Source organism: Bradyrhizobium sp. BR2003, from assembly GCF_009720285.1.
Taxonomy (GTDB): Bacteria; Pseudomonadota; Alphaproteobacteria; order Rhizobiales; family Xanthobacteraceae; genus Bradyrhizobium; species Bradyrhizobium elkanii.
The window spans coordinates 293,795-315,885 of sequence record NZ_SMYJ01000014.1 but is presented as its reverse complement, the minus strand read 5'-3'; the positions used below and the strand labels follow the sequence as shown (position 1 = coordinate 315,885).

Below are 22,091 nucleotides of genomic sequence, written 5' to 3'. Positions count from 1 at the left end.
GATTCAAGGCCGTTGCAGCCGTTGTGCTGCTCGTGGGAATGACGTTCACGCCGGTCGCGGCCCAGATGTCGGAGCCGGCATATTTCGACGCGCAAAATCCCGGGCGCAGCGCGATCAACGGCGGCGCCCTGACGCCATGGGGTGAGGCCCAGGAGGCCGCGCAGCGCGGGCGCAATCCGGCGAACGCCTACGGTGCCATGCCCGCGGCGGAGTCATCTTCCGCCTGCGCGCGTTACCGTTCATTCGATCCGGCGTCCGGCACCTTCCTTGGCCGCGACGGCCGCCGCCATTCCTGCCAATAAGGCCGTGCACCGCGCTTGGCGGTGGATAAGGGCGCCGGCATTCGCCCGGCGCGCGAACGACTGGACGTTAGCCGCGTTATAGTCTGCCGATCGTGTCGGGTCCCGCCGGACCCGAGCGGCGGAGGGCATCAGGCGTGACAGACACCCTGGCCGGTTTCTGGGACCGAAAGTCGACCTCGGACTTGTTGCAGGAGGCGGCGCGGGCCGACGGCGACGCGGAGACGCCGGTCTTCAGGCGCTCGCTGTCGGCGTTGCAACTGGTCACGCTTGGCATCGGCGGCATCATCGGCGCCGGCATCTTCGTGCTGACGGGCCACGCCGCCGCCGCCAATGCCGGTCCCGCGGTCACGCTCTCCTTCATGCTTGGTGCGGTGGCCTGCGCCTTCGCCGGCCTGTGCTACGCCGAGATGTCGTCGACGGTGCCGATCTGCGGCAGCGCCTACACCTATGCCTATGCCACGCTCGGCGAACTGATCGCCTGGATCATCGGCTGGGACCTGATCCTTGAATACGCGGTCGGCGCGATCGCGGTCTCGGTCGGGTGGTCCGGCTATTTCGTCAGTCTGATGCGCGATTTCGGCATCAACCTGCCGCAGCAATTCACCTCGGCGCCGCTCGCCTACGACGTCAACACCGGCGCGTGGTCGTCGACCGGTGCGGTCATCAACATCCCGGCGATGGCGATCATCGCCTTCGTGACCACGCTGCTGGTGGTCGGTATTCGCGAGTCCGCGCGCTTCACCAGCTTCGTCGTCGTGGTCAAGCTCGTCGTGATCGCGCTGTTTCTCGCCACCGCGGCCTCCTCGGTGACGCTGGCGAACTGGGTGACGGCGAGCAACCCGGAGGGCGCGCTGATCCCGCCGAATGCCGGTCCTGGCGTGTTCGGCTGGTCCGGCGTGGTCCGCGGTGCGGCGGTGGTGTTCTTCGCTTATATCGGCTTCGATGCGATCTCGACCGCGGCGCAGGAAGCGAAGACGCCGGAGCGCGACATGCCGATCGGCATTCTCGGCTCGCTCGTGATCTGCGCCGCGCTCTATGTCGCGGTCGGATTCGTGCTGACCGGCATCGTGCCCTATGACCGGCTCAGCGTGCCCGATCCGATCGCCGTCGGCATCGACGCGGTCGGCATCGGCTGGCTCGGTCCGTTCATCAAGCTCGGCATCCTGTTCGGATTGACATCGGTGATCCTCATCATGCTGCTGGCGCAGCCGCGGATCTTTCGCGCCATGGCGCATGACGGATTGCTGCCGGGCTTTGCCGCCAAAATCCATCCGCGCTTCCAGACCCCCTATGTCTCGACCATCTTCGCCGGCACCGTCGCCGCTCTTCTCGGCGGGCTGTTGCCGATCGGACTGGTCGGCGAACTGGTCTCGATCGGCACGCTGTTCGCATTCACGGTGGTCTCGATCGGCACGCTGGTGCTGCGCGTGCGCGATCCGGAATTGCCGCGTCCGTTCAAGGCGCCGGCGATCTGGCTGGTGGCCCCGGCTGCCGCTGCAACCTCGCTGTTCCTGATGTTCGGCCTGCCGCTCGACACCTGGATCAGGCTCGCGGTGTGGCTAATGATCGGGCTGGTGATCTATGCGGCCTATGGCAGACGGCACAGCCGGCTGCGGGCGAGCGGCGGGGACCGCGCGGGCCTATAGTGCGCGCGCGTGCGGCCTGCTAGATGTACGCGTTGAGATAGCGCCGCAAGCCGCGACAGCCGGCGCAGGTCCCGGGAGGCTTCATGAAAAATCTAAATGCACGCGCGCGGTGGATGGTCGCCGCGCTTGTCTCCATCGCCATCATGGCGCCTGGTCCCGGCCATGCGGCGTCGGTTGCGCCAGTCGCTGCCGAGAACGGCATGGTGGTGTCGGCGCAACATCTTGCCACGCAGGTCGGCGTCGAGGTGTTGAAGCGGGGCGGCAATGCGGTCGATGCGGCGGTCGCCGTTGGCTATGCGCTTGCAGTGGCCTATCCCGCCGCCGGCAATCTCGGTGGCGGCGGATTCATGACCATCCAGTTCGCCGATGGCCGCAAGACCTTCCTGGATTTCCGGGAGACCGCGCCGAAGGGCGCCACCGCCGACATGTATCTCGACAAGGAAGCCAAGATTGTCGCCGGCCTCTCCACCAAGGGCCATCTCGCCGTCGGCGTGCCCGGTTCGGTCGCGGGAATGGAATATGCGCGCGAGAAATACGGCACCATGAAGCGCGCCGACGTGATCGCGCCGGCGCTGCAACTCGCCGAGGACGGTTTCGTGCTCGATCGCGGCGACATTCAGATGTTGGATTCTGCGGTCGACGATCTTCGCCAGGATCCGCCCTCGGCCGCGATCTTTCTCAACAATGGAAAGCCGTTCCAGGTCGGCGAACGGCTGGTGCAGCACGAACTTGCCGAGACGCTGCGCGAGATCAGCAAGCGCGGCACGGATGGCTTCTACAAGGGCTGGGTCGGTGCGGCGATCGTCGCCGCGAGCCAGGGCGGCAAGGGCCTGCTGACGCAGGAGGATCTGGACAATTACAGGGTTCGCGAGCTGGCGCCGGTCGAATGTGACTATCGCGGTTACCACGTGGTCTCGGCGCCGCCGCCTAGTTCGGGCGGCGTGGTGATCTGCGAGATGCTCAACATCCTCGAGGGCTATCCGCTGAAGGAGCTCGGCTACCATTCGGCGCAGGCGGTGCACTACCAGATCGAGGCGATGCGCCACGCTTATGTCGACCGCAACAGCTATCTCGGCGATCCGGACTTCGTGAAGAATCCGCTCGAGCGCCTGCTCGACAAGACCTACGCCGCGCAGATCCGTGCCGCGATCGACCCGGCAAAGGCCGGCGTCTCCAGGGACATCAAGCCCGGCGTTCCGCCGCATGAGGGCAACAACACCACGCATTATTCGATTGCCGACAGGGACGGCAACGCGGTGTCGGTCACCTACACGCTGAACGACTGGTTCGGCGCCAAGGTGACGGCGGCCAAGACCGGTGTGCTGCTGAATGACGAGATGGACGACTTCACCGCCAAGGTCGGCGTGCCGAATCTGTATGGGCTGGTGCAGGGGGAGGCCAACGCGATCGTCCCCGGCAAGCGTCCGCTGTCCTCGATGAGCCCGACCATCGTCTCCAAGGACGGCAAGCCGGTCATCGTGATGGGTACCCCGGGCGGCAGCCGCATCATCACTGCCGTGCTGCTGACCATGATCAACGCCATCGACTACGGCATGAACGCGCAGGAAGCCGTGGACATGCCGCGCTTCCACCAGCAGTGGCTTCCCGAGGCGACCAACCTCGAGGACTACACGCTGTCGCCGGACACGCGGAAGATCCTGGAAGGCATGGGCCACAAGTTCGGCCCGCCGCAGCCGGCAAACCACCTCGCGGTGATCATCATCGGCGCGCCGTCGCTGGGCGGCAAGCCGGTCGGCAGCAACCGCTTCTACGGCGCGAACGACCCGCGCCGCAATTCGGGGCTCGCTGCCGGCTATTGATTGTGATGAACGGTAGCCCGCACGGCGAAGCGACATGCGGGTCCCGGACGATAGCCAAAGCAATATGAAGTTATTGGGCCGTCGCAGGCGCGCTGCCAAAATATCGAAAACAACCCCATGCAAAGGAGACAGCGGCGGCGGGCGTTCGACCAAGCAACTTGACATGTCGGGCAACTCAGGGATATTCTTCTAATAATCCGAAATTGTGCGGTAGCGGTAGCCCGCATCAGCCAACGGGTCGCGCGAATGCGCGCCCGATGACAGGCTCCGCGACATGCGGGTCCCTAGACCCCGGATATCGCTTGGCTCATCCGGGCTTGCCGTCGGGCAATCAAGCAGCGCTGCGCCCGGGCCTGCCGCGCGTCAGGCGACGGCCGTTGACCTGCCGTCGTCGTGCCCGCTGGTCAGCAGCAGGCGCCGGCGGATCGCGTCTTCGACCAGGGCCAGGGATTGCTTGGCTTCGCGCGCCTCGGCCTCGGCGGCCTGGGCCCGGAATTCGGCCGCATCGAGCTGCTCCTGTTGGGACTCGATGCGGCGGCGGGCTTCCTCGAGCGCCCGCGACGCGTCCCTCAATTTGCGCTCGGTGGCGGCGATGATTTCGAGCTGCGCCTGTTCGGCGGCCTCGGCGCGGGCTTCGCCGGCGCGGGCCCTGTCCTCTATGCTGCGGAACAAATCCGCCGCCTGATAGACGAGGTCCAAGGCTTCTGTGCCCATGGCCGATGTGGGTGGTCTTGGAAATCCAAGGACATTCGGGTCGGCCGCAAAAGGCCGTCTAAATCCGCGCAGTGCCATCCAAATCAGCCCGTCGCGAGTCGGTGTATGCCAACAACTTGCGGTAGTTATAGTTAACAAATCCTTAATGTGATTGGCGCGCCGGCCCTGTCCACCGGTTTCTGATGTCGCAGCACCCAAATCGGCAGCCGGATGGGGGAATCGATCCGTCTCGCCCGCGCTTTTCTTTCGTAACATGCTCTCCACGCAAGCGGAGCGAGACAGCAGCGCCATTCGGCGCGGCGCGCGAATCGCGCAGCACTGCGGCGGAGATTGATAGCGCCAGTCGACGAGGTCTGCCGATTTGGCCGCGGGCGCGAGCCGGGCTCTATGGCATAAGTTTGACGCCTGGCTCGCTTTAATTCTCCGGTGTTGAATTGCAGGTCCATGGAGCGACCGATATACCGGGCGGCCTAAGTGGCACGCAGCGCGCTCAGAACGAGCGACGTATTCGCCACGGAAATCTGGTCGATGAAATTTCTGTTGCGGTTCTTCGGGTTCCTGTTCACCGCAGGCACCATCCTGTTCCTGGCTGGTCTGGCCGCGGTCGCAGGGCTGTTCTGGCATTTCTCCAAGGACCTGCCCGACTATTCGCAGCTTCAGAACTACGAGCCGCCGGTGATGACCCGCGTGCACGCCGCCGACGGCTCGCTGCTCGGCGAATACGCCAAGGAGCGCAGGCTCTATCTGCCGATCCAGGCGGTGCCGAAGCTCGTGATCAACGCGTTCCTTGCCGCCGAAGACAAGAATTTCTACGAGCATGGCGGCGTCGACTACACCGGCATGGCGCGCGCCGGCGTCGCCTACATCCAGAACTTCGGTTCCAACCGCCGGCCGCAGGGCGCCTCGACGATCACCCAGCAGGTCGCCAAGAACTTCCTTTTGACCAACGAGGTGTCGTTCACCCGCAAGATCAAGGAAGCCTTGCTGGCGATGCGAATCGAGCGGGCTTACTCCAAGGACAAGATCCTCGAGCTCTATCTCAACGAAATCTATCTCGGCCTTGGCGCCTACGGCATCGCGGCGGCCTCGCTGGTGTATTTCGACAAGTCCGTCAATGAACTGACGGTCGCGGAAGCGGCCTATCTGGCGGCGCTGCCGAAAATGCCGGCGAGCCTGCATCCGGTGCGCAACCGCGCGCGCGCCGTCGAGCGGCGCAACTACGTGATCGACCGCCTGCAGGAGAACGGCTGGATCACCGCCGCCGACGCCGACAAGGCGCGCAAGGAGCCGCTGACCGTCACCAACCGCAGCAATGGCGCGCACACCTTCGCCGGCGAATATTTCTCGGAGGAAGTCCGCCGCGACATCTTCGAACGCTACGGCGAGAAGAAGCTCTATGAGGGCGGCCTGTCGGTGCGCACCACGCTCGATCCCAAGATCCAGGTGATGGCGCGCAAGGCAATGGTCACGGGACTCGTGAACTATGACGAGCAGCAGGGCTATCGCGGTGCGATCCAGAAGCTCGACCTGTCCGGTGACTGGGGCGTGCCGCTCGCCGAGATCAAGTCGCTGTCCGACATCTCGCCGTGGCGGATGGCGGTGGTGCTGGAGAGCAACGACCAGTCGGCGCGGATCGGCTTCCAGCCGGGCCGCGAGCTCGGCGGCGCCATCAGCAAGCAGCGCGAGACCGGCATCATCACGCTCGAGGGCGTCAGATGGGCGAGGGCGCTCTCCGGCCCGTACAAGGGCAAGACGCCGACATCGGTGGCGCAGGTGCTGCAGCCCGGCGACGTGATCTACGCCGACCCGCTCTTCAGCAAGGACGGGCAGCGCGTCGAGGGCCAGTACCGGCTGCGTCAGATCCCCGAACTGTCGGGTGCGATGGTGGCGATGGATCCGCACACCGGCCGCGTGCTGGCGATGGTCGGCGGCTTCTCGTTCGACCAGAGCCAGTTCAACCGCGCGACGCAGGCCTATCGGCAGCCCGGCTCGACCTTCAAGCCGATCGTCTATTCGTCGGCGCTCGACAATGGCTACACCGGATCGACCATGATGATCGACGCGCCGATCGAGATCGACCAGGGGCAGGGCAACATCTGGCGGCCCGAAAACTTCTCCACCGGCAAGTATCAGGGCCAGGTGACGCTGCGCAACGCGCTGCGGCTGTCGCTCAACACGGTGACCGTGCGGCTGGCGCAGGAAATCGGCATGCCGCTGATCGGCGAGTATGCAAAGCGCTTCGGCGTCTATGACGAGTTGCCGAACTATCTCGCCTATGCGCTCGGCGCCGGCGAGACCACGGTGATGCGGATGGCCACGGCCTATTCGATGATCGCCAATGGCGGCGTCCGCGTGAAGCCGACCTTGATCGACCGCATCCAGGACCGCTACGGCCACACCATCTTCAGGCACGATCAGCGCGAATGCCGCGGCTGCGACGCGCCGGAGGGCTGGAAGAATCAGCCGGAGCCGCAGCTCGTCGACCGCCGCGAGCGGGTGCTCGATGCGATGTCCGCCTACCAGATCACCTCGCTGATGGAGGGCGTGATTCAGGCCGGTACCGGTACCGCGCTGAAGGACGTCGGCAAGCCGCTCGCCGGCAAGACCGGCACCTCGAACGAGGCCAAGGATCTCTGGTTCGTCGGCTTCTCGCCGGACCTCGTGGTCGGTCTCTATGTCGGCTACGACAAGCCGCGCTCGCTCGGCCGCAACGCGCAGGCCGGCCACACCGCAGCGCCGATCGCGCGCGACTTCCTGAAGCTCGCGCTGGCCGACAAGCCCGCTACCCCGTTCAAGCAGCCGGTCGGCATCCGGCTGGTCCTGGTCGATGCCAAGACCGGCCAGCGCGCCGCGCCCGGCCAGAACAGGGGCGTGGTGCTCGAAGCCTTCAAGCCGGGCCAGGCGCCGCCGTTCAATGATCCCGGGATGGTCGCCGGCACCGATGTGATCGACGGCACTCAGCAGGGCATTTCGCCGGACGCCGATCGGGCCGTGCTGCGGTCAGGGACGGGCGGGCTGTACTGAGGCTTCTTGGCAAGGCCTTCGGGCGGTGATTTTACGCTCATTCCCTGCCAACAATGCTTGCCAAGCCCACAACCAAGCGGGTAGAAGGTCGCTCTCGCGCGGGCGCTGATTTGGCAGGCGAACCCGCTGCGCCGAGATGTCCAGTCATCCAGCTAAGCTGTTGATACAACGGATTATTCTTGGGGAATGGTGTAACGGTAGCACAACAGACTCTGACTCTGTTTGTCTTGGTTCGAATCCAGGTTCCCCAGCCAATCTGTCTCGGTGGTGCGGTCATCCTCTGAAATGTCGACGAGATTGCCGGGCGCGGCCTGCGCCTGATGCAGGACGCGATGTATGCCATCACGGCATGAGGGTGGATCAGTCCGGCGTAATCCACCATGGTCTCGCGCGTGTGGTCCGGCCCGTTGCGACAGAGGTTTAAGGTGATGGACGAAATTCTCTACGCCCGCGAAGCGTCGATCGGCGTCGACGAGTTCATCGAGGTGTTGCGGCAGTCGGGCCTCGGCGAGCGGCGACCGCTGGCGGATATCGATCGGATGGAGCGCATGATCGCCAATGCCAATCTGATTGTGACGGCGCGGAAGGCGGGCAAGCTTGTCGGCGTCTCGCGCGCGCTGACCGATTTCGCCTATTGCTGCTATTTGTCGGACCTTGCGGTCGATAGCGGGTACCAGGGACATGGCATCGGCAAGCGCCTGATCGCGGAAACGCGGCGCCTCGCCGGACCTGAATCGATGTGCCTGCTGTTGTCGGCGCCTGACTCGATCGGGTTCTACAAGACCATCGGCATGCCCCAGCCGGACAACGCGTTCCTCTACAAGCGGGAGCGATAGTGATGACGGCTGGGACGCTGGGCCGAGTTACTTGATCTTGTCGTAGACCGTCGCGAAGTCGGCGAGCGGCATCGGGATGGAGATGGTTTCCTTGCCGAGATTCTGGAACGACACCTTGAGCTGCTTGCCCGATTTCAGTTCGGTCAGGACGTCGGCGGCGATCGGCGTGTTGATGTAGCAGCCGCGTGCCTCGCAGGTCTGGATCGGCACGTCGACGGCCTTGCCGTCGTCGACCTGCAGCTTGGCGCCGACAGGCAGGTTGAGCCCGAGCGGAAGCTGGATCAGCGCCACCGGTGTGCGGGTGTCGCCGGGAACGCGGATATTGACCAGCACGATGAGCTGGCCGGTCTTGGTGAGCACGGCGGTCTGTTCCATCGCGCATTCGAGCGGGGCGTCGCGGCTCGCACTGGTACAGCGCGCGACCCAGCCGGAATTGTTCGGAGCTGCCGCATCGGCTTGAGGAGCGGCGGGCGCGGCTGCCGGAGCAGGCGCGTTCTTGCTCTTCGGCGTCTGGGCGTGGCCAGGGTGTGCCGTGCCGAACGCGGTCAACAGGACGACGAAGAGCGACTTTGCGACAATCTTCACGATACCGGCTCCGAAATGACCATCTTTCGGATGTGCCGGGATGCCGGCGAAGTCAAGTCACTCGGCGGCCTGCTTGACCGATCCATGCTCGCCGTCGTCAGCGTCGTGGTCGGCGGGCGGCGAGCGGCCCCAGTTGGCAAACGCGTTGGAGAGCTTGTCGAGATAGAGATAGACGACCGGCGTCGTGAACAGCGTCAGCGCCTGGCTGACGATCAGGCCGCCGACCATGGCGTAGCCGAGCGGCTGGCGGATTTCCGAGCCGGTGCCGGTCCCGAGCATCAGCGGCACGCCGCCGAGCAAGGCGGCCATCGTCGTCATCATGATCGGGCGGAAGCGGAGCAGGGCGGCCTGGCGGATAGCCGCCACCGGCTCCATGTGCTGGTCGCGCTCGGCCGCGATCGCGAAGTCGACCATCATGATGCCGTTCTTCTTCACGATGCCGATCAACAGGATGATGCCGATCAGCGCGATCAGCGAGAAGTCGAAGCCGGCCGCCATCAGGATCGCGAGCGCGCCGACGCCGGCCGACGGCAGCGTCGACAGAATCGTGATCGGGTGGATGTAGCTCTCGTAGAGAATGCCGAGGATCAGGTAGACGACCACCAGCGCCGCGAGGATCAACAGCGGCACGGTCGATAGCGATTGCTGGAACGCCTGCGCGGTGCCCTGGAAGCTCGAGCTCAGGGTCGGCGGCGCGCCGAGGTCGACCATCGCCTTCTGCACCGCTTCCGTCGCCTGGCCGAGCGCAACGCCCTGCGCCAGGTTGAACGAGATGGTGATCGCCGGGAACTGGCCCTGGTGGCTGATCGAGAGCGGCCGGACCGGCACGCTGGTCCAGGTCGCGAAGGTCGAGATCGGCACCTGTTCGCCGGTCAGCGGTGACTTGATGTAAATCTTGTTAAGCGTGTCGATCGCGCCCTGCAGCTCGGGCAACACCTCGAGGATGACGTGGTAGCTGTTGAGCTGGGTGAAGTACTGCGTCACCTGGCGCTGGCCGAACGCGTCATAGAGCGTGTCATCGATCAGCTGCGGCTGGATGCCATAGCGCGAGGCGGTGTCGCGGTTGATCTTCAGCTCGAGCGTGGTGCCGTTGGTCTGCTGGTCGGTGGCGACGTCGCGCAGCTGCGGCAGCGTCTGCATCTTGCCGAGAATCTTCGGCGCCCATTCGTTCAATTCGGCGAGGTTGGCATCCTGCAGCGTGAATTCGAACTGGGTGCGGGTCGGGCGGCCGCCGAGGCGGACGTCCTGCGCCGCCTGCATGAACAGCCGGGCACCCTCGACCTTCTCCAGCTTCGGCCGCAGCCGGGCGATGACCTGCTGCGCGTTGGCGTCGCGATCCTTCAGCGGCTTCAGCGTGATGTACATCGCGCCGTTGTTGCCGGCGCGGCCACTGCCGCCGATCGCCATCGCCACGGTCGCCACCGCGGGATCCTGCAGCACGATCCTGCCGAGCTCCTCCTGCTTCCGCTTCATGTCGGCGAAGGAGATGTCCTGGTTGGCTTCCGAGGTCGCGGTGATCAGGCCGACGTCCTGCTGCGGGAAGAAGCCCTTCGGGATGATGACGAACAGGTAGACCGACAGCGCCAGCGTCCCGAAGAAGATCATCAGCGTCGTGAACTTCCAGCGCAAGGCGAGGTCGAGCACGCTTTGATAGCCGCGCAGCATGGCGTCGAAGCCGCGCTCGCTCAGCTGGTAGAACCGGCCGTGCTTCTCGTCATTGTGGGCGCGCAGGAAGCGTGAGGCCATCATCGGGGTCAGCGTCAGCGACACGAACATCGAGACGAAGATGGTCATCGCCAGCACGACCGCGAATTCGCGGAACAGGCGGCCGATGATGCCGCCCATCAGGAGCAGCGGGATCAGCACTGCGACCAGCGAGATGCTGATCGAAACGATGGTGAAGCCGATTTCCTGCGAGCCCTTGAAGGCGGCGGCCATCGGCTTCTCGCCCTCTTCGATGTAGCGGCTGATGTTCTCCAGCATCACGATGGCGTCGTCGACCACGAAGCCGACCGCAATCGTCAGCGCCATCAGCGACAGATTGTCGAGCGTGTAGCCGAACACCCACATCAGCGCGCAGGCGCCGAGCAGCGCCAATGGCACCGTGACCGTCGGGATCACGGTCGCCCAGAAACTGCGCAGGAAGACGAAGATCACCATCACGACCAGGAAGATGGTCAACAGCAGGGTGAACTGGACGTCCTCGACCGCCGCGCGGATCGTGGTGGTGCGGTCGCTGATGACGTCGATCTTGATCGCCGTCGGGATCGCGGCGACCAGCCGGGGCAGCGTCGCCTTGATCTTGTCGACGGTGTCGATGACGTTGGCGCCCGGCTGCTTGAAGATGACGAGGAATACGCCGCGCTTGCCGTTGGCCCAGGCGGCCTGTTTGGCGTCCTCGGGTCCGGTGACGGCCTGGCCGATGTCACGGATCCGCAGCGGCCCGCCATTGCGGTAGGCGATGATGACGTCGTTCCACGGGCTCGCCGTCAGCAACTGGTCGTTGGCGTAGATGGTATAGGCGCGGGTGGCGCCGTCGATATTGCCCTTCGGACTGTCGACTGTGGCGATGTTGATCGCGGCGCGGACGTCCTCCAGCGACAGGCCCTTGGCGACGAGCTTGGCCGGGTCGATCTGGACGCGAACTGACGGCTTCTGCTGGCCGCCGATGATGACCTGCGCAACGCCCGAGATCTGGCTGATCTGCTGGGCCAGCTGGGCGTCGACGGCATCGCTGACCGTCGTCAGCGGCAGCGTATCCGATGTCGCCGACAGCAGCATGATCGGCGAGTCGGCCGGGTTGACCTTGCGGTAGGTCGGCGGCGAGGGAAGGGTTTTCGGCAACTGGCCGCTGGCTGCGTTGATGGCGGCCTGCACGTCATTGGCGGCGCCGTCGATGCTGCGGTTGAGGTCGAACTGGATGGTGACCGCCGCCGTGCCGAGATAGCTCGTCGAGGTCATCTGCGCGATGCCCGGGATCTGCGCGAACTGGCGTTCCAGCGGCTGGGCGACCGAGGTCGCCATCGTCTCCGGGCTGGCGCCGGGCAGGGTCGCGGTGATCTGGATGGTGGGGAAGTCGACCTGCGGCAGCGGCGCGACCGGCAGCAGGGGATAGGCAACGAGACCGACGAACAGGATGCCCGCCATCAGCAGCGAGGTGCCGATGGGGAAACGAATGAATGGTGCGGAAATTCCGGCGCTCATTCCTGCGTAACCTTCGACTGGGAAGGATCCGAGCTCGCCACCGCCGTCGTCACCAGGGTTCCCGGCGAGACCTTGTACTGGCCCGCGGTGATCACCTGCTGTCCAGGCGACAGGCCCTCGTCGATCACCGACTTGCCGTCGATCGACTGGCTGACCTTGATCTTGCGAAGCTCGGCCTTGTTCTCCTGATTGACTGAATACGCGTAGAGGCCATCGGTGCCATGCTGCACCGCATCATCCGGGACGACGGTGGCATCCTTCAAGGTTCTGACCAGAAGCCGGGTCGAGACCGACTGGCCCGGCCACAGCGCGTGGTCCTTGTTATCAAACACCGCTTTCAGCCGGACAGTCCCGCTCGTGGTGTCGACCTGATTGTTGATCAGCGCCAGGGTTCCGGTGGACAGCACCCGCTTGCCATCGGTGGTCAGGGCAATGGTCTTGGGCGGCGCCACCGCCAGCGCCGCCTTGATATCCGGCAACTGGTCTTCCGGCGCGGTAAAGATCACCGTGATCGGCTCGATCTGGGTGATCGTGACAATGCCGGTCTGGGCCGAGGCATTGACGATGTTGCCGATATCGACCAGTCGCAGGCCGACGATCCCGTCGATCGGGGACTTGACGGTGGTGTAGTCCACCTGGGTCTGGGCGTTGAAGATGGCGGCCTCGTCAGCCGAGATCTGGGCGGTCAGCTGGGCCACCGTGGAGCGCTGGGTGTCGAGTTGCTGGCGCGTCGCGAACTCGCCGAGCCTCGTGGTGCGCTGCAGGTCGAGATTGGCGTTGGCGAGATTGGCTTCGTCCTGGGCCTTCTTGGCCTTGGCCTGGTCGAGCGTCGCCTGATAGGGCCGCGGATCGATCTCGACCAGCGTGTCACCCGCCTTGACGAACTGGCCTTCCTTGAAGGCGATCCTGGTGATCTGGCCGTCGACCCGGGTGCGAACCTGGACGGTGTTGAACGCCTGCACGGTGCCGAGCCCGGTGAGATAGACCGGGAAGTCGGCTTTCTCGACCGGCGAAATCTTGACGGGAACGGCCGGGCGTTGGGCGGAGCGCTTCTGCGCGGCTTCGGCCGCCTGCTGGTTGCTCGTGTGTTTCTGCCAGCCGAAATAACCGGCGGCGCCGACCGCAGCGATCACTAAAACCCAACCGATGATGCGTGACTTCGACATGCGGACTCTTGGGTTCGACGTAACAATTAAAGAGTGATCGAAACGGTTCACAGAGCTTGCGGATATAATATGCGTGCACTTAATGTGTAAACACACCAAGGCTTGAGAATCCTAAACATTTGGAAAGGTTTAGGTCAGAAACGAGCAGAAACATTTCGCCTGGGAAACGCACCGAGGACCCCTAATGTCGCTCGATCTCAAACGCCAGTTTATCGCGCAGCTCGTCGAGAGTTCCCGGCTGCTGCGCAATTATATCGATCATCGCGCCAAGGCGCGAGGCACCACGCGCGCGCAATGGATCGTGCTCTTCCGCCTGCGCGAGCAGGAGGGACTGTCCCAGGTCGATCTCGCCGACGTCCTCGAATTGCAGCCGATCTCGCTGGTGCGGCTGCTCGACCGCCTCGTCGAGCATGGCCTGCTCGAACGGCGTCCCGATCCAAGGGATCGCCGCGCCAATCGCCTGTTCCTGACCAGGAGCGGGCGCCGCCTCGTCGACGATCTCGACAGTCTGCGCGATGCGATCGCCGGCGACGTGTTGCGCGACGTCTCGGACAAGCATGTCGAAAGCGGCCTCGCCACGCTGCGCGAGGTCAAGGATCGCATCAAGGCGCTCGGCGAGGAGGCCGAGCGCATCGCCGCGAAATAGCGCATCTCATCGCGCGCGGATCCTGCTCTCCATCGGTTCATCTGTTGCAGCTTGCGCGAGCCGGTTGAAACGCCGCGGGATGTCGTTCATATCGCGCAGCGACGATGCGAGAGGACGAGGGCCGCAATGGATGAGTTGAACGGGCGCATGATGGCATGCCAGATCCTGGTCACAGGATTGATCGCGCGCGTCGCCAACGAGCAGCGGGACCCGCTGCGTTTTCTCACCGACTTCCGCGACGAGATCAAAGCGGTCGTCAACGGCGTCAATATCGCCGGCCTCGAGAACAGCGACCGCGTACGGCAGGTCGCGCAGCGGACGATCGACGAGCTGTTTTCGCTGATGAAGCCACCAAGCGCCGAGTGATCGCGTGGACGCATGGACAGCACCGCAAGCGGCGCACCGATTTAGAACGATTATTAGAACGCTTACAAACTTCAGTTTAGAACGGTTTCAAACCGCAGATTAGAATCGCTTTGAATTGGGGCGATTCAAGCCGATTGTTGCGCTCGTCGCATTGATAAAAAAAGTCACGCTCGATAACCGAAAGAGACAGTTCGTCGCAGCTTCATTTCGCGAACGGGCTGACTTTTCTGGGGCGAGCAAGACATGAGCAATATGAAGGCGCCAAGATCGTTGCGCTTTGATGCAGCGATCGGTTCGGCTGATGACACCGGTTATTCCGCCACGAAGGTCTCCGCGGTCGCGAGCCTGATCGCGGTGGCGTCGTTTTCGGGGGCCGAAGCGCAGCAATCCAACCTGCCGCCGGTGAATGTCGATGCCCCGGTCGCTCGCCCGCGGCCGGTGACGTCAAAGCCCACCGCGGAGCAGGTCCGCGCCCGCAACGCGCTGCGCCGTGCCGCGCGCCGCAACAACCAGCAGGCACAGGCGCCGGTGCCGTTTCCCAACGCCGGCGGTCTTCCCGCCGACCGCGATCCCTATGCGGATCCGGCCGCGCCGTACAAGGGCGATCGTTTGCAGTCGTCCGGCAAATATCCCGAGCCGATCCTGAACACGCCGAAATCAGTCACGGTGCTGACCAAGGACGTGCTCGAAGACAAGAACGCCACATCGCTGAAGTCGGCGATCCTGTCGACGGCCGGCGTCACGCTCGGCACGGGCGAGGGCGGCAATGCCTTCGGCGACCGCTTCTTCATCCGCGGCTTCGACGCACGCAACGACATCTTCATCGACGGCGTGCGCGACTCCGGCGTCAGCGTCCGCGAGAACTTCTTCACCGAGCAGGTCGAGATCCTGCGCGGCCCGGGCTCGTCCTTTGCAGGCCGCGGCACCACCGGCGGCGCGATCAACATCGTCACCAAGCAGGCGACGACGCAGAACAGCTTCTACAACATGGACACCACGTTCGGCACCGATCGCACCAAGCGGGTGACGCTCGATGTCAACCAGGTGATCAGCCCGACGCTGGCGATCCGCGCCGGCGGCCTGTTCCAGGATGCCGGCGTCGCCGGCCGCAGCTATGTCACCGACGACCGCAATGGCGCGTTCGTCGCCGGCACGTGGAAGCCGGTCGACGCGGTGAAGATCACCGGCAACTACATCCATACCGAGCTCACCGGCATCCCGGATTTCGGCGTGCCGTACTACCGGCCGAGCACCGCGAGCACGGCCGGCGGCCCGTTCCCGGATTTCGGCGTCAACCGCAACAATTTCTACGGCTTCGTCAACCGCGACTTCTTCAGGACCGGGCAGGACATCGGCACGATCAATGCCGAGGTGCAGATCACGCCGGACCTCGTCGTCAGCAACAAGATCCGGGAATCGCGTTCGACCCAGAACTACATCGGGACGCTGCCGGAAGCGCCGACGCTGGCCGCCGGCGCTCCGTTCACGGCGTATACTCTGAGCGCCAATCCGCAAAGCCGCTACCAGGTCACCGACGTGTTCGCCAACCAGACCGAGGCGACCTACAAGTCGGTCGACGGGCTCGGCTTCAAGCACACGACGACGGCCGGCGTCGAATACGACAACGAGCGGTCCTCGATCGACAGGTATCTCGGCCTGAGCTCGGAAATAACGACCGGCACATCGGCTTTCACGGGAAGCGGATCGCTTTCCGGCGTCAGCGTGTTCAATCCGCAATACACCAACATTCCATTCCCGATTCCGTCGGGGCTGTCCGGGATGCCGACCAAGATCGGGATCGACACCACCAGCGGCTACATCATGGATACTGCGAACTACAATGACTTCGTGATCCTCAATGGCGGCATCCGCTACGACGACTACAAGATCAACACGTCCGGATATCTGACGTCGGGCAACAGGACCACATTCGGCAGTCAGTCGGCCGACTTCGGGATGCCGAACTTCAACCTCGGCCTCACATTGAAGCCGTTGCCGAACGGCAGCGTCTATGCGGCCTATGCGACCTCGTCGAACCCGGTCGGCGCCGAGTTCGACGGCACCAGCACTGCGTATGGCGGCCTGTCTCCCGTACTGAACGGCGGCAATACCCAGATCTTCGGGCCGGAAAAAAACAAGGCGATCGAAGTCGGCACCAAGTGGGAATTGTTCGATCGTCATCTGCTGGTGACGGCGGCGCTGTTCCAGACCGAGAAGGAAAATGCGCGCGAATCGCAGAACGTGAACAACGCAACCGCGGCCGCGGCGCTCGGCTGCTCCTATCCGACCGGGACGACCGGCAACATCTCCTGCATCACCGCGGGCGCGGCTTACCGCATCCGCGGCATCGATCTCGGCGTCGGCGGCAAGATCACCGACAAGTGGAGCGTGTTCGGCGGTCTCGTGCTGATGCAGTCGGCAGTGACGAGGTCGCTGGCGCCGCCGGCCAACACCGTCCTGTATTCCAGCAATGTCGGACTGCCGCTCGCCAACGTCGCGCACCAGTCGTTCAGCATGCTGACCAAGTACCAGCTCACCGACATGTGGGAGGTTGGCGGGCAGGCGGTGTACCGCTCGAAGGTCTATGGCGGCACGCTGCTCGCGGCCAACCAGGGCACCTCGATCCCGAGCTACTGGCGCTTCGACGCCTTTGCCGAAGCGAAGATCGACAAGCACTGGACGATGAAGCTGTTCGTCAACAACATCTTCGACAAGCGCTACTACGACGCGCTGTACCAGAGTGCGGCGCCGTTCGTGCTCGAAGCGCCGGGACGCGCCGCGTATCTGGTTGTTTCTGCGCGTTACTGACGGAGGCTTCGCGGCGACAGATGCTGGTCTGTGTTCCCAACGTATTGAGCAAGGCTGATGTGGCGGACTTCCGCCGCATCATGGCGCAAGCCGAATGGGAGGACGGCCGCTCGACCGCCGGCGCCGCGTCCGCGATGGTCAAGCGCAACGAGCAGCTGCCGCCCGACAGCGAGGTCGCGCGGCAGCTCGGCAACCGTATCCTGTCGGCGCTGTCGGCGAGCCCGCGCTTCATCTCGGCAGCGATCCCGCTTAGAATCTTTCCACCCTTGTTCAACCGCTATGCCGCCAGCGACGGGCACCATTTCGGCCTGCACGTCGACAATGCGGTGCGCGGCGACAGGCTGACCGGCATGAGGATCCGCACCGACCTCTCGGTCACGCTGTTTTTATCGGAGCCGGAGGACTATGACGGCGGCGAGCTCGTCATCGAAGACCTCTACGGATCGCATGAAATCAAGCTGCCGGCGGGCGATCTGGTAGTTTATCCTGCTTCCAGCTTGCATCTGGTCACGTCGGTTACGCGGGGGACGCGGGTAGCGTCTTTTTTCTGGCTGCAGAGCATGGTACGGGATGCACACGCGCGCAGCCTAATCTTTGATCTCGATACTGCGATCCAGGCTCTGATGGAGCGGCTGGGGCGCGATGACCCCGAAACGGTCAAATTGACCGGGATTTATCACAATCTGATCCGTCACTGGGCTGAAGTGTAACTGATGATGACATTCAAGTTCCCCGCTGCATCCGCCATGATCGCCTCGCTGGCGATGCTGATGCTGGCCGCGCCGTCTTCGGCGCAGCAGCAATCGGCGCCTGCAGCGCAGCCCGCGCCCCTGACCCGGCCGCAGCCCGCACCGGCGGCTCAAGCGCCGGCTGCCCAGCCTGCGGCGGCTGCTCAACCCGCGCCGGTGGCCCAGCCCGCGGCGCCGCAAGCGCAGGTTGCTCCCGCGGCTCCGGCTCCGGCAGCACTCGATGTGACGCCTGCCGCGGGCGGCGAGGGCAAGTCGCTGAAGTCGACCTCGACCGGCCTGCACGAATTGTCGCCGTGGAATATGTTCCTGAACGCCGACATCATCGTGAAGGCGGTGATGCTCGGTCTCGCTTTCGCCTCGCTGGTGACCTGGACGGTATTCATCGCCAAGATGGTCGAGCTGACCGTGGCGCAGCGCAAGCTGCGCGGCGCGCTCGCCAAGATCGCTGAATCGCGGTCGCTGGCCGAAGCGCAGTTCGCACTCGGTGCCAAGGGCAGCGTGCTGTCGTCGTTCATCGCAGCTGCGATGCGCGAGGGGCGCCTGTCGGCGGGCATCTCGAGCGATGCCGGCATCAAGGAGCGCGCGGCGTCGAGCTTCGCCGAGATCGTGCGCGCCGAAGCCCGCAAGATCCGCGTCGGCATGGGGCTGCTCGCGACCATCGGCGCGACGTCACCCTTCGTCGGCCTGTTCGGCACGGTCTGGGGCATCATGAACAGCTTCATCGGCATTTCGAAGTCGCAAACCACGAACCTTGCCGTGGTGGCGCCGGGCATCGCCGAAGCGCTGCTGGCGACCGCGATCGGCCTCGTCGCGGCGATCCCGGCCGTGATCATCTACAACCACTTCTCGCGCGTCACGAAGGTCTATCTCGAGCTCGTCAACCGCGCCTCGGGCGCCGCGGGACGGCTGTTGTCGCGCGACCTTGACCGCACCCATGGCGACGTTCCGCACGGCGCGCATGGGCGCGCAACGGCGGCGGAGTAGGCGATGGCGGTCTCGATCTCCGAGAACGATGGCGACGACGATTTCGCGGAATCGCACGAGATCAACGTCACGCCGTTCATCGACGTCATGCTGGTGCTGCTGATCATCTTCATGGTGGCGGCGCCGCTGTCGACCGTCGATCTTCCGATCGATCTGCCGACCTCCAGCGCGACGCCGCAGAAGAAGCCGGACAAGCCGACCTATGTCAGCATCAAGCCGGATCTCACGCTGGCGATCGGGGAGAACGCGGTGAAGCGCGTCGACCTGGTCAATTCGCTGGATGCCGTGCCCGACATGAGCCGGGACAAATACGTGTTCCTGCGGGCCGATCGGATGGTCCCCTATGGCGAGCTGATGGGCGTGATGGAGCTGTTGCGCGCCGGCGGCTACACCCATGTGAAGCTGGTCGCGCTCGAGGGCGTTCCGGGAGCGCCCGCAGCCGCGCAGGCCGATCCGGCCAAACCCTGACGGCGAACGCGATGTCCACCAACCCCGATCTCGACCTGCGGACCTCGAAGCGGCTCTGGGTGATCGCTGCCGTGACGGCGGTCGGGCTGCATCTGGGCGGTGCCGCGCTGGCGCTGACCAATTTGCGCGGCGACGATGGCGACGAGGGGCTCGGCGCTGCCGGCGCGGAATATGCTGTCGAGCTTGCCTCGGCAAGCGAGGAGGATGACCCGGCGCCGCCTGGTCCGTTGGACCGCGCACAGGAAGCTACGCCGGAAATGATGCAGCAGAAGGCCGAGGTGAAGGAAACTGATCTTCCCCAGGCCAAGCCGACTGAGACCGAGGATGCTGATCGCGTCGTCACGGAGGATAATAGCAAGAAGCCGAAGGAGGAGGAGGCGCAGGTCGCCAAGGTTCAAACCGAAACGCAGGATCCCTCCGAGCAGCACGAGGACCGCTCACCCACCAAGCTGCAGGACGCGCGTCAGTCGGAGACCACCAAGGCGCCCAACCCAGGCATCGGCAAGGACAAGCTGCTGCTGACCGCCAAATGGGGCAAGAAGATCAGCGCCTATCTCGACCTGCACAAGAAATTCCCGGAGAAGGGCAAGGCCAAGGAGGCCAAGGTAAAGGTCGCCCTGGTGCTGAACCGCCTCGGCAAGGTGTTGTCGGTTGCCGTGCTGGAATCGTCTGGAGATGCCGCCTTTGACGACGCGGCGATCTCGATGGTCCACCGTTCCGATCCGGTCCCGGCGCCGCCGGCCGGACTGACCGAGGATCAATTCTCGTTCAGCCTCGACGTCAATTACAACAAGCCGAAGAAGTAGTTGTTGTCCTTCCGGGGCGCGCCGAAGTCGCGAGCCCCGGAATGACGTTGCCTCAGCTCTTCTTTACCAGCGGGCAGACGCTCTTCTCGAGCGGGAGGAAGGCTTCGTCCGCAGGGATGGTGGCGACCAGCTTGTAATAGTCCCACGGATATTTCGAGTCCGACGGCTTCTTGACCTCGAACAGATAGGCCGGGTGGATCTTGCGGCCGTCGACGCGGATCGAGCCCTTGCCGAACAGCGGATCGTCGGTCGGCAATTCCTTCATCTTGGCGACCACGGCGCGGCCGTCATGCGGATTGCCGCCGAGCGCCTCCAGCGCCTTGAAATAGTGGATCAGCGACGAATAGACGCCGGCCTGCACCATGGTCGGCGGGTTCTTCTTGAAGCGCTCCATGAAACGCTTGGTGAAGGCACGGGTCTGGTCGTTCATGTCCCAGTAGAACGTCTCGGTGAAGTTCAGGCCCTGCGCGACATTGAGGCCGAGCGCATTGATGTCGGTGATGAACAGCAGCATGCCGGCAAGCCGCTGGCCGCCGGAGACGATGCCGAATTCCGCGGCCTGCTTGATCGCGTTGGTGGTGTCGCCGCCGGCATTGGCGAGACCGACGATCTTGGCCTTCGAGCTTTGCGCCTGCAGCAGGAAGGACGAGAAGTCGGCATTGTTGAGCGGATGCTTGACGCTGCCGAGCACCTTGCCGCCATTCGCGGTGACCACGGCCGAGGTGTCGCGCTCGAGCGCCTGGCCGAACGCATAGTCGGCGGCGAGGAAGAACCAGCTGTCGCCGCCGGATTTGACCAGCGCCTTGCCGGTGCCGTTGGCGAGCATGTAGGTGTCGTAGACCCAGTGCACCGTGTTCGGCGAGCACTGCGCGCCCGTGAGATCGGACGAGGCGGAGCCGGAGTTCAGGTTGACGACGTTCTTCTCCTTCGAGAGGTTGGCAATCGCGAGCCCGACATTGGAGGCCGCGAGATCGACGAACACGTCGACCTTCTCGACATCGATCCACTGCTTGCCGATGTTGACGGCGACATCGGGCTTGTTCTGGTGATCGGCCGAGATCAGATCGATCTTCCAGCCCTTCGCCAGCAGCCCGGAATCCTCGATCGCCATCTGCGCCGCCACCGTCGAGCCGGGACCGCCGATATCCTGATAGAGGCCGGACTGATCGCCGAGGGCGCCGACCCTAGCGACCTTGTCCATCGTCTGCGCCGACGCGTCGTCGCAGAACGCGAGACCCGTGGTCATGACCAAGGCCGTCGCGACCGAGGCTGCAATGGAACGCTTCATCTTTCCTCCAGTATGATTTTGTTTTTTTGAGTTCCGCATTATGCCCGGCATCGGGCGCATCGCCTAGAGCGCCGGCGCGATCGCTCGCGCGCGATATTCCACGCCACGGCGATTGCGCAGCCGGTGACGCGCGACGGGATGCCGCGGCGCGGGCAGGTCGATTATCAGACGCGGATAGTGTGAAGCGTGGACGGCGCTATTTCCAGTAGTACCGGATCGCGACGTAGACCACGACGAGGCAGGCGAAGATCAGTGCCACCGGCATCGGACGCTTGGCATTCGGGTCGGAGGCGCTCGTCTTCTTGGCGGGCAGACGGCGGAACGTCGTGACGTTGCCGCTGTCGGCGACCGGCTCGCGCGTGCGCGCCGGAACCTCCGGCGCTTTGCCGGCACCGCCCATCTCGACATAGTAGGTGCGGTACATCTCCTGGATGGTCGCCTCGCCGGCGTCGGCTTCGCTCATCTGTCCCAGCAGCTTGTTGTAAATGGCCAGGAAATTCTGCGCCTCGGGCGGCAAGGCGGAGGCGCCGTTCAGCTTGGCCATCATCTTCCAGGTCGCAAAGTCGGCCCGCGCGCGGGTGTCGGCGCGTCGTGCAATCAGCATATCGGCAGCTTTGATCACCATGGCCTCGAAGCGTTCCCGTCCTTGCCCATGATCCGGAAAGTGGCACCGATGTCC

The 22,091-nt window shown here is 64.4% G+C and carries 18 protein-coding genes and 1 tRNA gene; 13 read left to right on the top strand and 6 right to left on the bottom strand.

Annotated elements, in window-relative coordinates:
* From E2I15_RS09930 to ggt, 3 genes are all read left to right on the top strand, one after another.
* Nucleotides 1–302, top strand: a 302-nt coding sequence (locus E2I15_RS09930) for a BA14K family protein (protein WP_155262292.1), incomplete at its 5' end; no start/stop codon positions are given.
* 146 nt (nt 303–448) lie between these two features.
* On the top strand, nt 449–1,948 hold the full coding sequence (locus E2I15_RS09925; protein WP_170991584.1) for an amino acid permease: 1,500 nt from the start codon (nt 449–451) through the stop codon (nt 1,946–1,948).
* Nucleotides 1,949–2,031: 83 nt separating this feature from the next.
* Complete coding sequence (ggt, locus tag E2I15_RS09920; protein WP_137479622.1) at nt 2,032–3,768, top strand: gamma-glutamyltransferase; 1,737 nt, start codon at nt 2,032–2,034, stop codon at nt 3,766–3,768.
* Between the two features lie 363 nt (nt 3,769–4,131).
* Here ggt and E2I15_RS09915 read toward each other — a convergent pair whose 3' ends face one another.
* Complete coding sequence (locus tag E2I15_RS09915; RefSeq protein ID WP_244435761.1) at nt 4,132–4,467, bottom strand: hypothetical protein; 336 nt, start codon at nt 4,465–4,467, stop codon at nt 4,132–4,134.
* Between the two features lie 543 nt (nt 4,468–5,010).
* Between E2I15_RS09915 and E2I15_RS09910 the strand changes: the two genes are divergently transcribed.
* From E2I15_RS09910 to E2I15_RS09900, 3 genes are all read left to right on the top strand, one after another.
* Nucleotides 5,011–7,506: a penicillin-binding protein 1A gene (locus E2I15_RS09910; protein WP_137479623.1), complete on the top strand. Its 2,496-nt coding sequence runs from the start codon at nt 5,011–5,013 to the stop codon at nt 7,504–7,506.
* 180 nt (nt 7,507–7,686) lie between these two features.
* Nucleotides 7,687–7,760: transfer RNA gene (locus tag E2I15_RS09905), tRNA-Gln, on the top strand.
* 174 nt (nt 7,761–7,934) lie between these two features.
* Nucleotides 7,935–8,342, top strand: a complete 408-nt coding sequence (locus tag E2I15_RS09900) for a GNAT family N-acetyltransferase (RefSeq protein WP_137479624.1) — start codon at nt 7,935–7,937, stop codon at nt 8,340–8,342.
* A gap of 27 nt (nt 8,343–8,369) precedes the next feature.
* Here E2I15_RS09900 and E2I15_RS09895 read toward each other — a convergent pair whose 3' ends face one another.
* Genes E2I15_RS09895 through E2I15_RS09885 form a run of 3 tightly spaced genes read right to left on the bottom strand, consistent with a single transcriptional unit; the run spans nt 8,370 to nt 13,297 of the window.
* The gene (locus E2I15_RS09895; protein WP_137479625.1) at nt 8,370–8,927 is read right to left on the bottom strand and encodes an invasion associated locus B family protein; all 558 of its coding nucleotides are present in this window, start codon (nt 8,925–8,927) and stop codon (nt 8,370–8,372) included.
* A 57-nt stretch (nt 8,928–8,984) separates the two neighbouring features.
* Nucleotides 8,985–12,131 (bottom strand): efflux RND transporter permease subunit, encoded by a 3,147-nt coding sequence (locus tag E2I15_RS09890; protein WP_137479626.1) that lies wholly within the window; start codon nt 12,129–12,131, stop codon nt 8,985–8,987.
* On the bottom strand, nt 12,128–13,297 hold the full coding sequence (locus tag E2I15_RS09885) for an efflux RND transporter periplasmic adaptor subunit (RefSeq protein WP_137479627.1): 1,170 nt from the start codon (nt 13,295–13,297) through the stop codon (nt 12,128–12,130). Before E2I15_RS09885 ends, E2I15_RS09890 begins: the two co-directional genes overlap by 4 nt.
* Before the next feature lie 184 nt (nt 13,298–13,481).
* Here E2I15_RS09885 and E2I15_RS09880 point away from each other — a divergent pair, with 184 nt between their 5' ends.
* The 7 genes from E2I15_RS09880 (at nt 13,482) to E2I15_RS09850 (ending at nt 20,124) form a co-directional block, all read left to right on the top strand.
* On the top strand, nt 13,482–13,943 hold the full coding sequence (locus E2I15_RS09880; RefSeq protein WP_016841339.1) for a MarR family winged helix-turn-helix transcriptional regulator: 462 nt from the start codon (nt 13,482–13,484) through the stop codon (nt 13,941–13,943).
* A 126-nt stretch (nt 13,944–14,069) separates the two neighbouring features.
* A complete protein-coding gene (locus tag E2I15_RS09875; protein WP_028344615.1) occupies nt 14,070–14,309 on the top strand; it encodes a hypothetical protein in 240 nt (79 codons plus the stop codon).
* A 243-nt stretch (nt 14,310–14,552) separates the two neighbouring features.
* Nucleotides 14,553–17,117, top strand: a complete 2,565-nt coding sequence (locus E2I15_RS09870; protein WP_137479628.1) for a TonB-dependent receptor — start codon at nt 14,553–14,555, stop codon at nt 17,115–17,117.
* A gap of 20 nt (nt 17,118–17,137) precedes the next feature.
* On the top strand, nt 17,138–17,827 hold the full coding sequence (locus E2I15_RS09865; RefSeq protein WP_137479629.1) for a Fe2+-dependent dioxygenase: 690 nt from the start codon (nt 17,138–17,140) through the stop codon (nt 17,825–17,827).
* A 3-nt stretch (nt 17,828–17,830) separates the two neighbouring features.
* Nucleotides 17,831–18,850, top strand: a complete 1,020-nt coding sequence (exbB, locus tag E2I15_RS09860) for a tonB-system energizer ExbB (protein ID WP_137479630.1) — start codon at nt 17,831–17,833, stop codon at nt 18,848–18,850.
* 3 nt (nt 18,851–18,853) lie between these two features.
* Nucleotides 18,854–19,318, top strand: a complete 465-nt coding sequence (gene exbD, locus E2I15_RS09855) for a TonB system transport protein ExbD (RefSeq protein ID WP_137479631.1) — start codon at nt 18,854–18,856, stop codon at nt 19,316–19,318.
* Nucleotides 19,319–19,329: 11 nt separating this feature from the next.
* Nucleotides 19,330–20,124, top strand: a complete 795-nt coding sequence (locus E2I15_RS09850; protein ID WP_137479632.1) for an energy transducer TonB — start codon at nt 19,330–19,332, stop codon at nt 20,122–20,124.
* A 52-nt stretch (nt 20,125–20,176) separates the two neighbouring features.
* On the opposite strand, the gene E2I15_RS09845 is transcribed toward E2I15_RS09850, so the two are convergent.
* Together E2I15_RS09845 and E2I15_RS09840 are read right to left on the bottom strand one after the other, a co-directional pair.
* Nucleotides 20,177–21,412: an ABC transporter substrate-binding protein gene (locus tag E2I15_RS09845; protein WP_137479633.1), complete on the bottom strand. Its 1,236-nt coding sequence runs from the start codon at nt 21,410–21,412 to the stop codon at nt 20,177–20,179.
* A 196-nt stretch (nt 21,413–21,608) separates the two neighbouring features.
* Complete coding sequence (locus E2I15_RS09840; RefSeq protein WP_170991585.1) at nt 21,609–22,016, bottom strand: hypothetical protein; 408 nt, start codon at nt 22,014–22,016, stop codon at nt 21,609–21,611.
* Nucleotides 22,017–22,091: the final 75 nt, after the last annotated feature.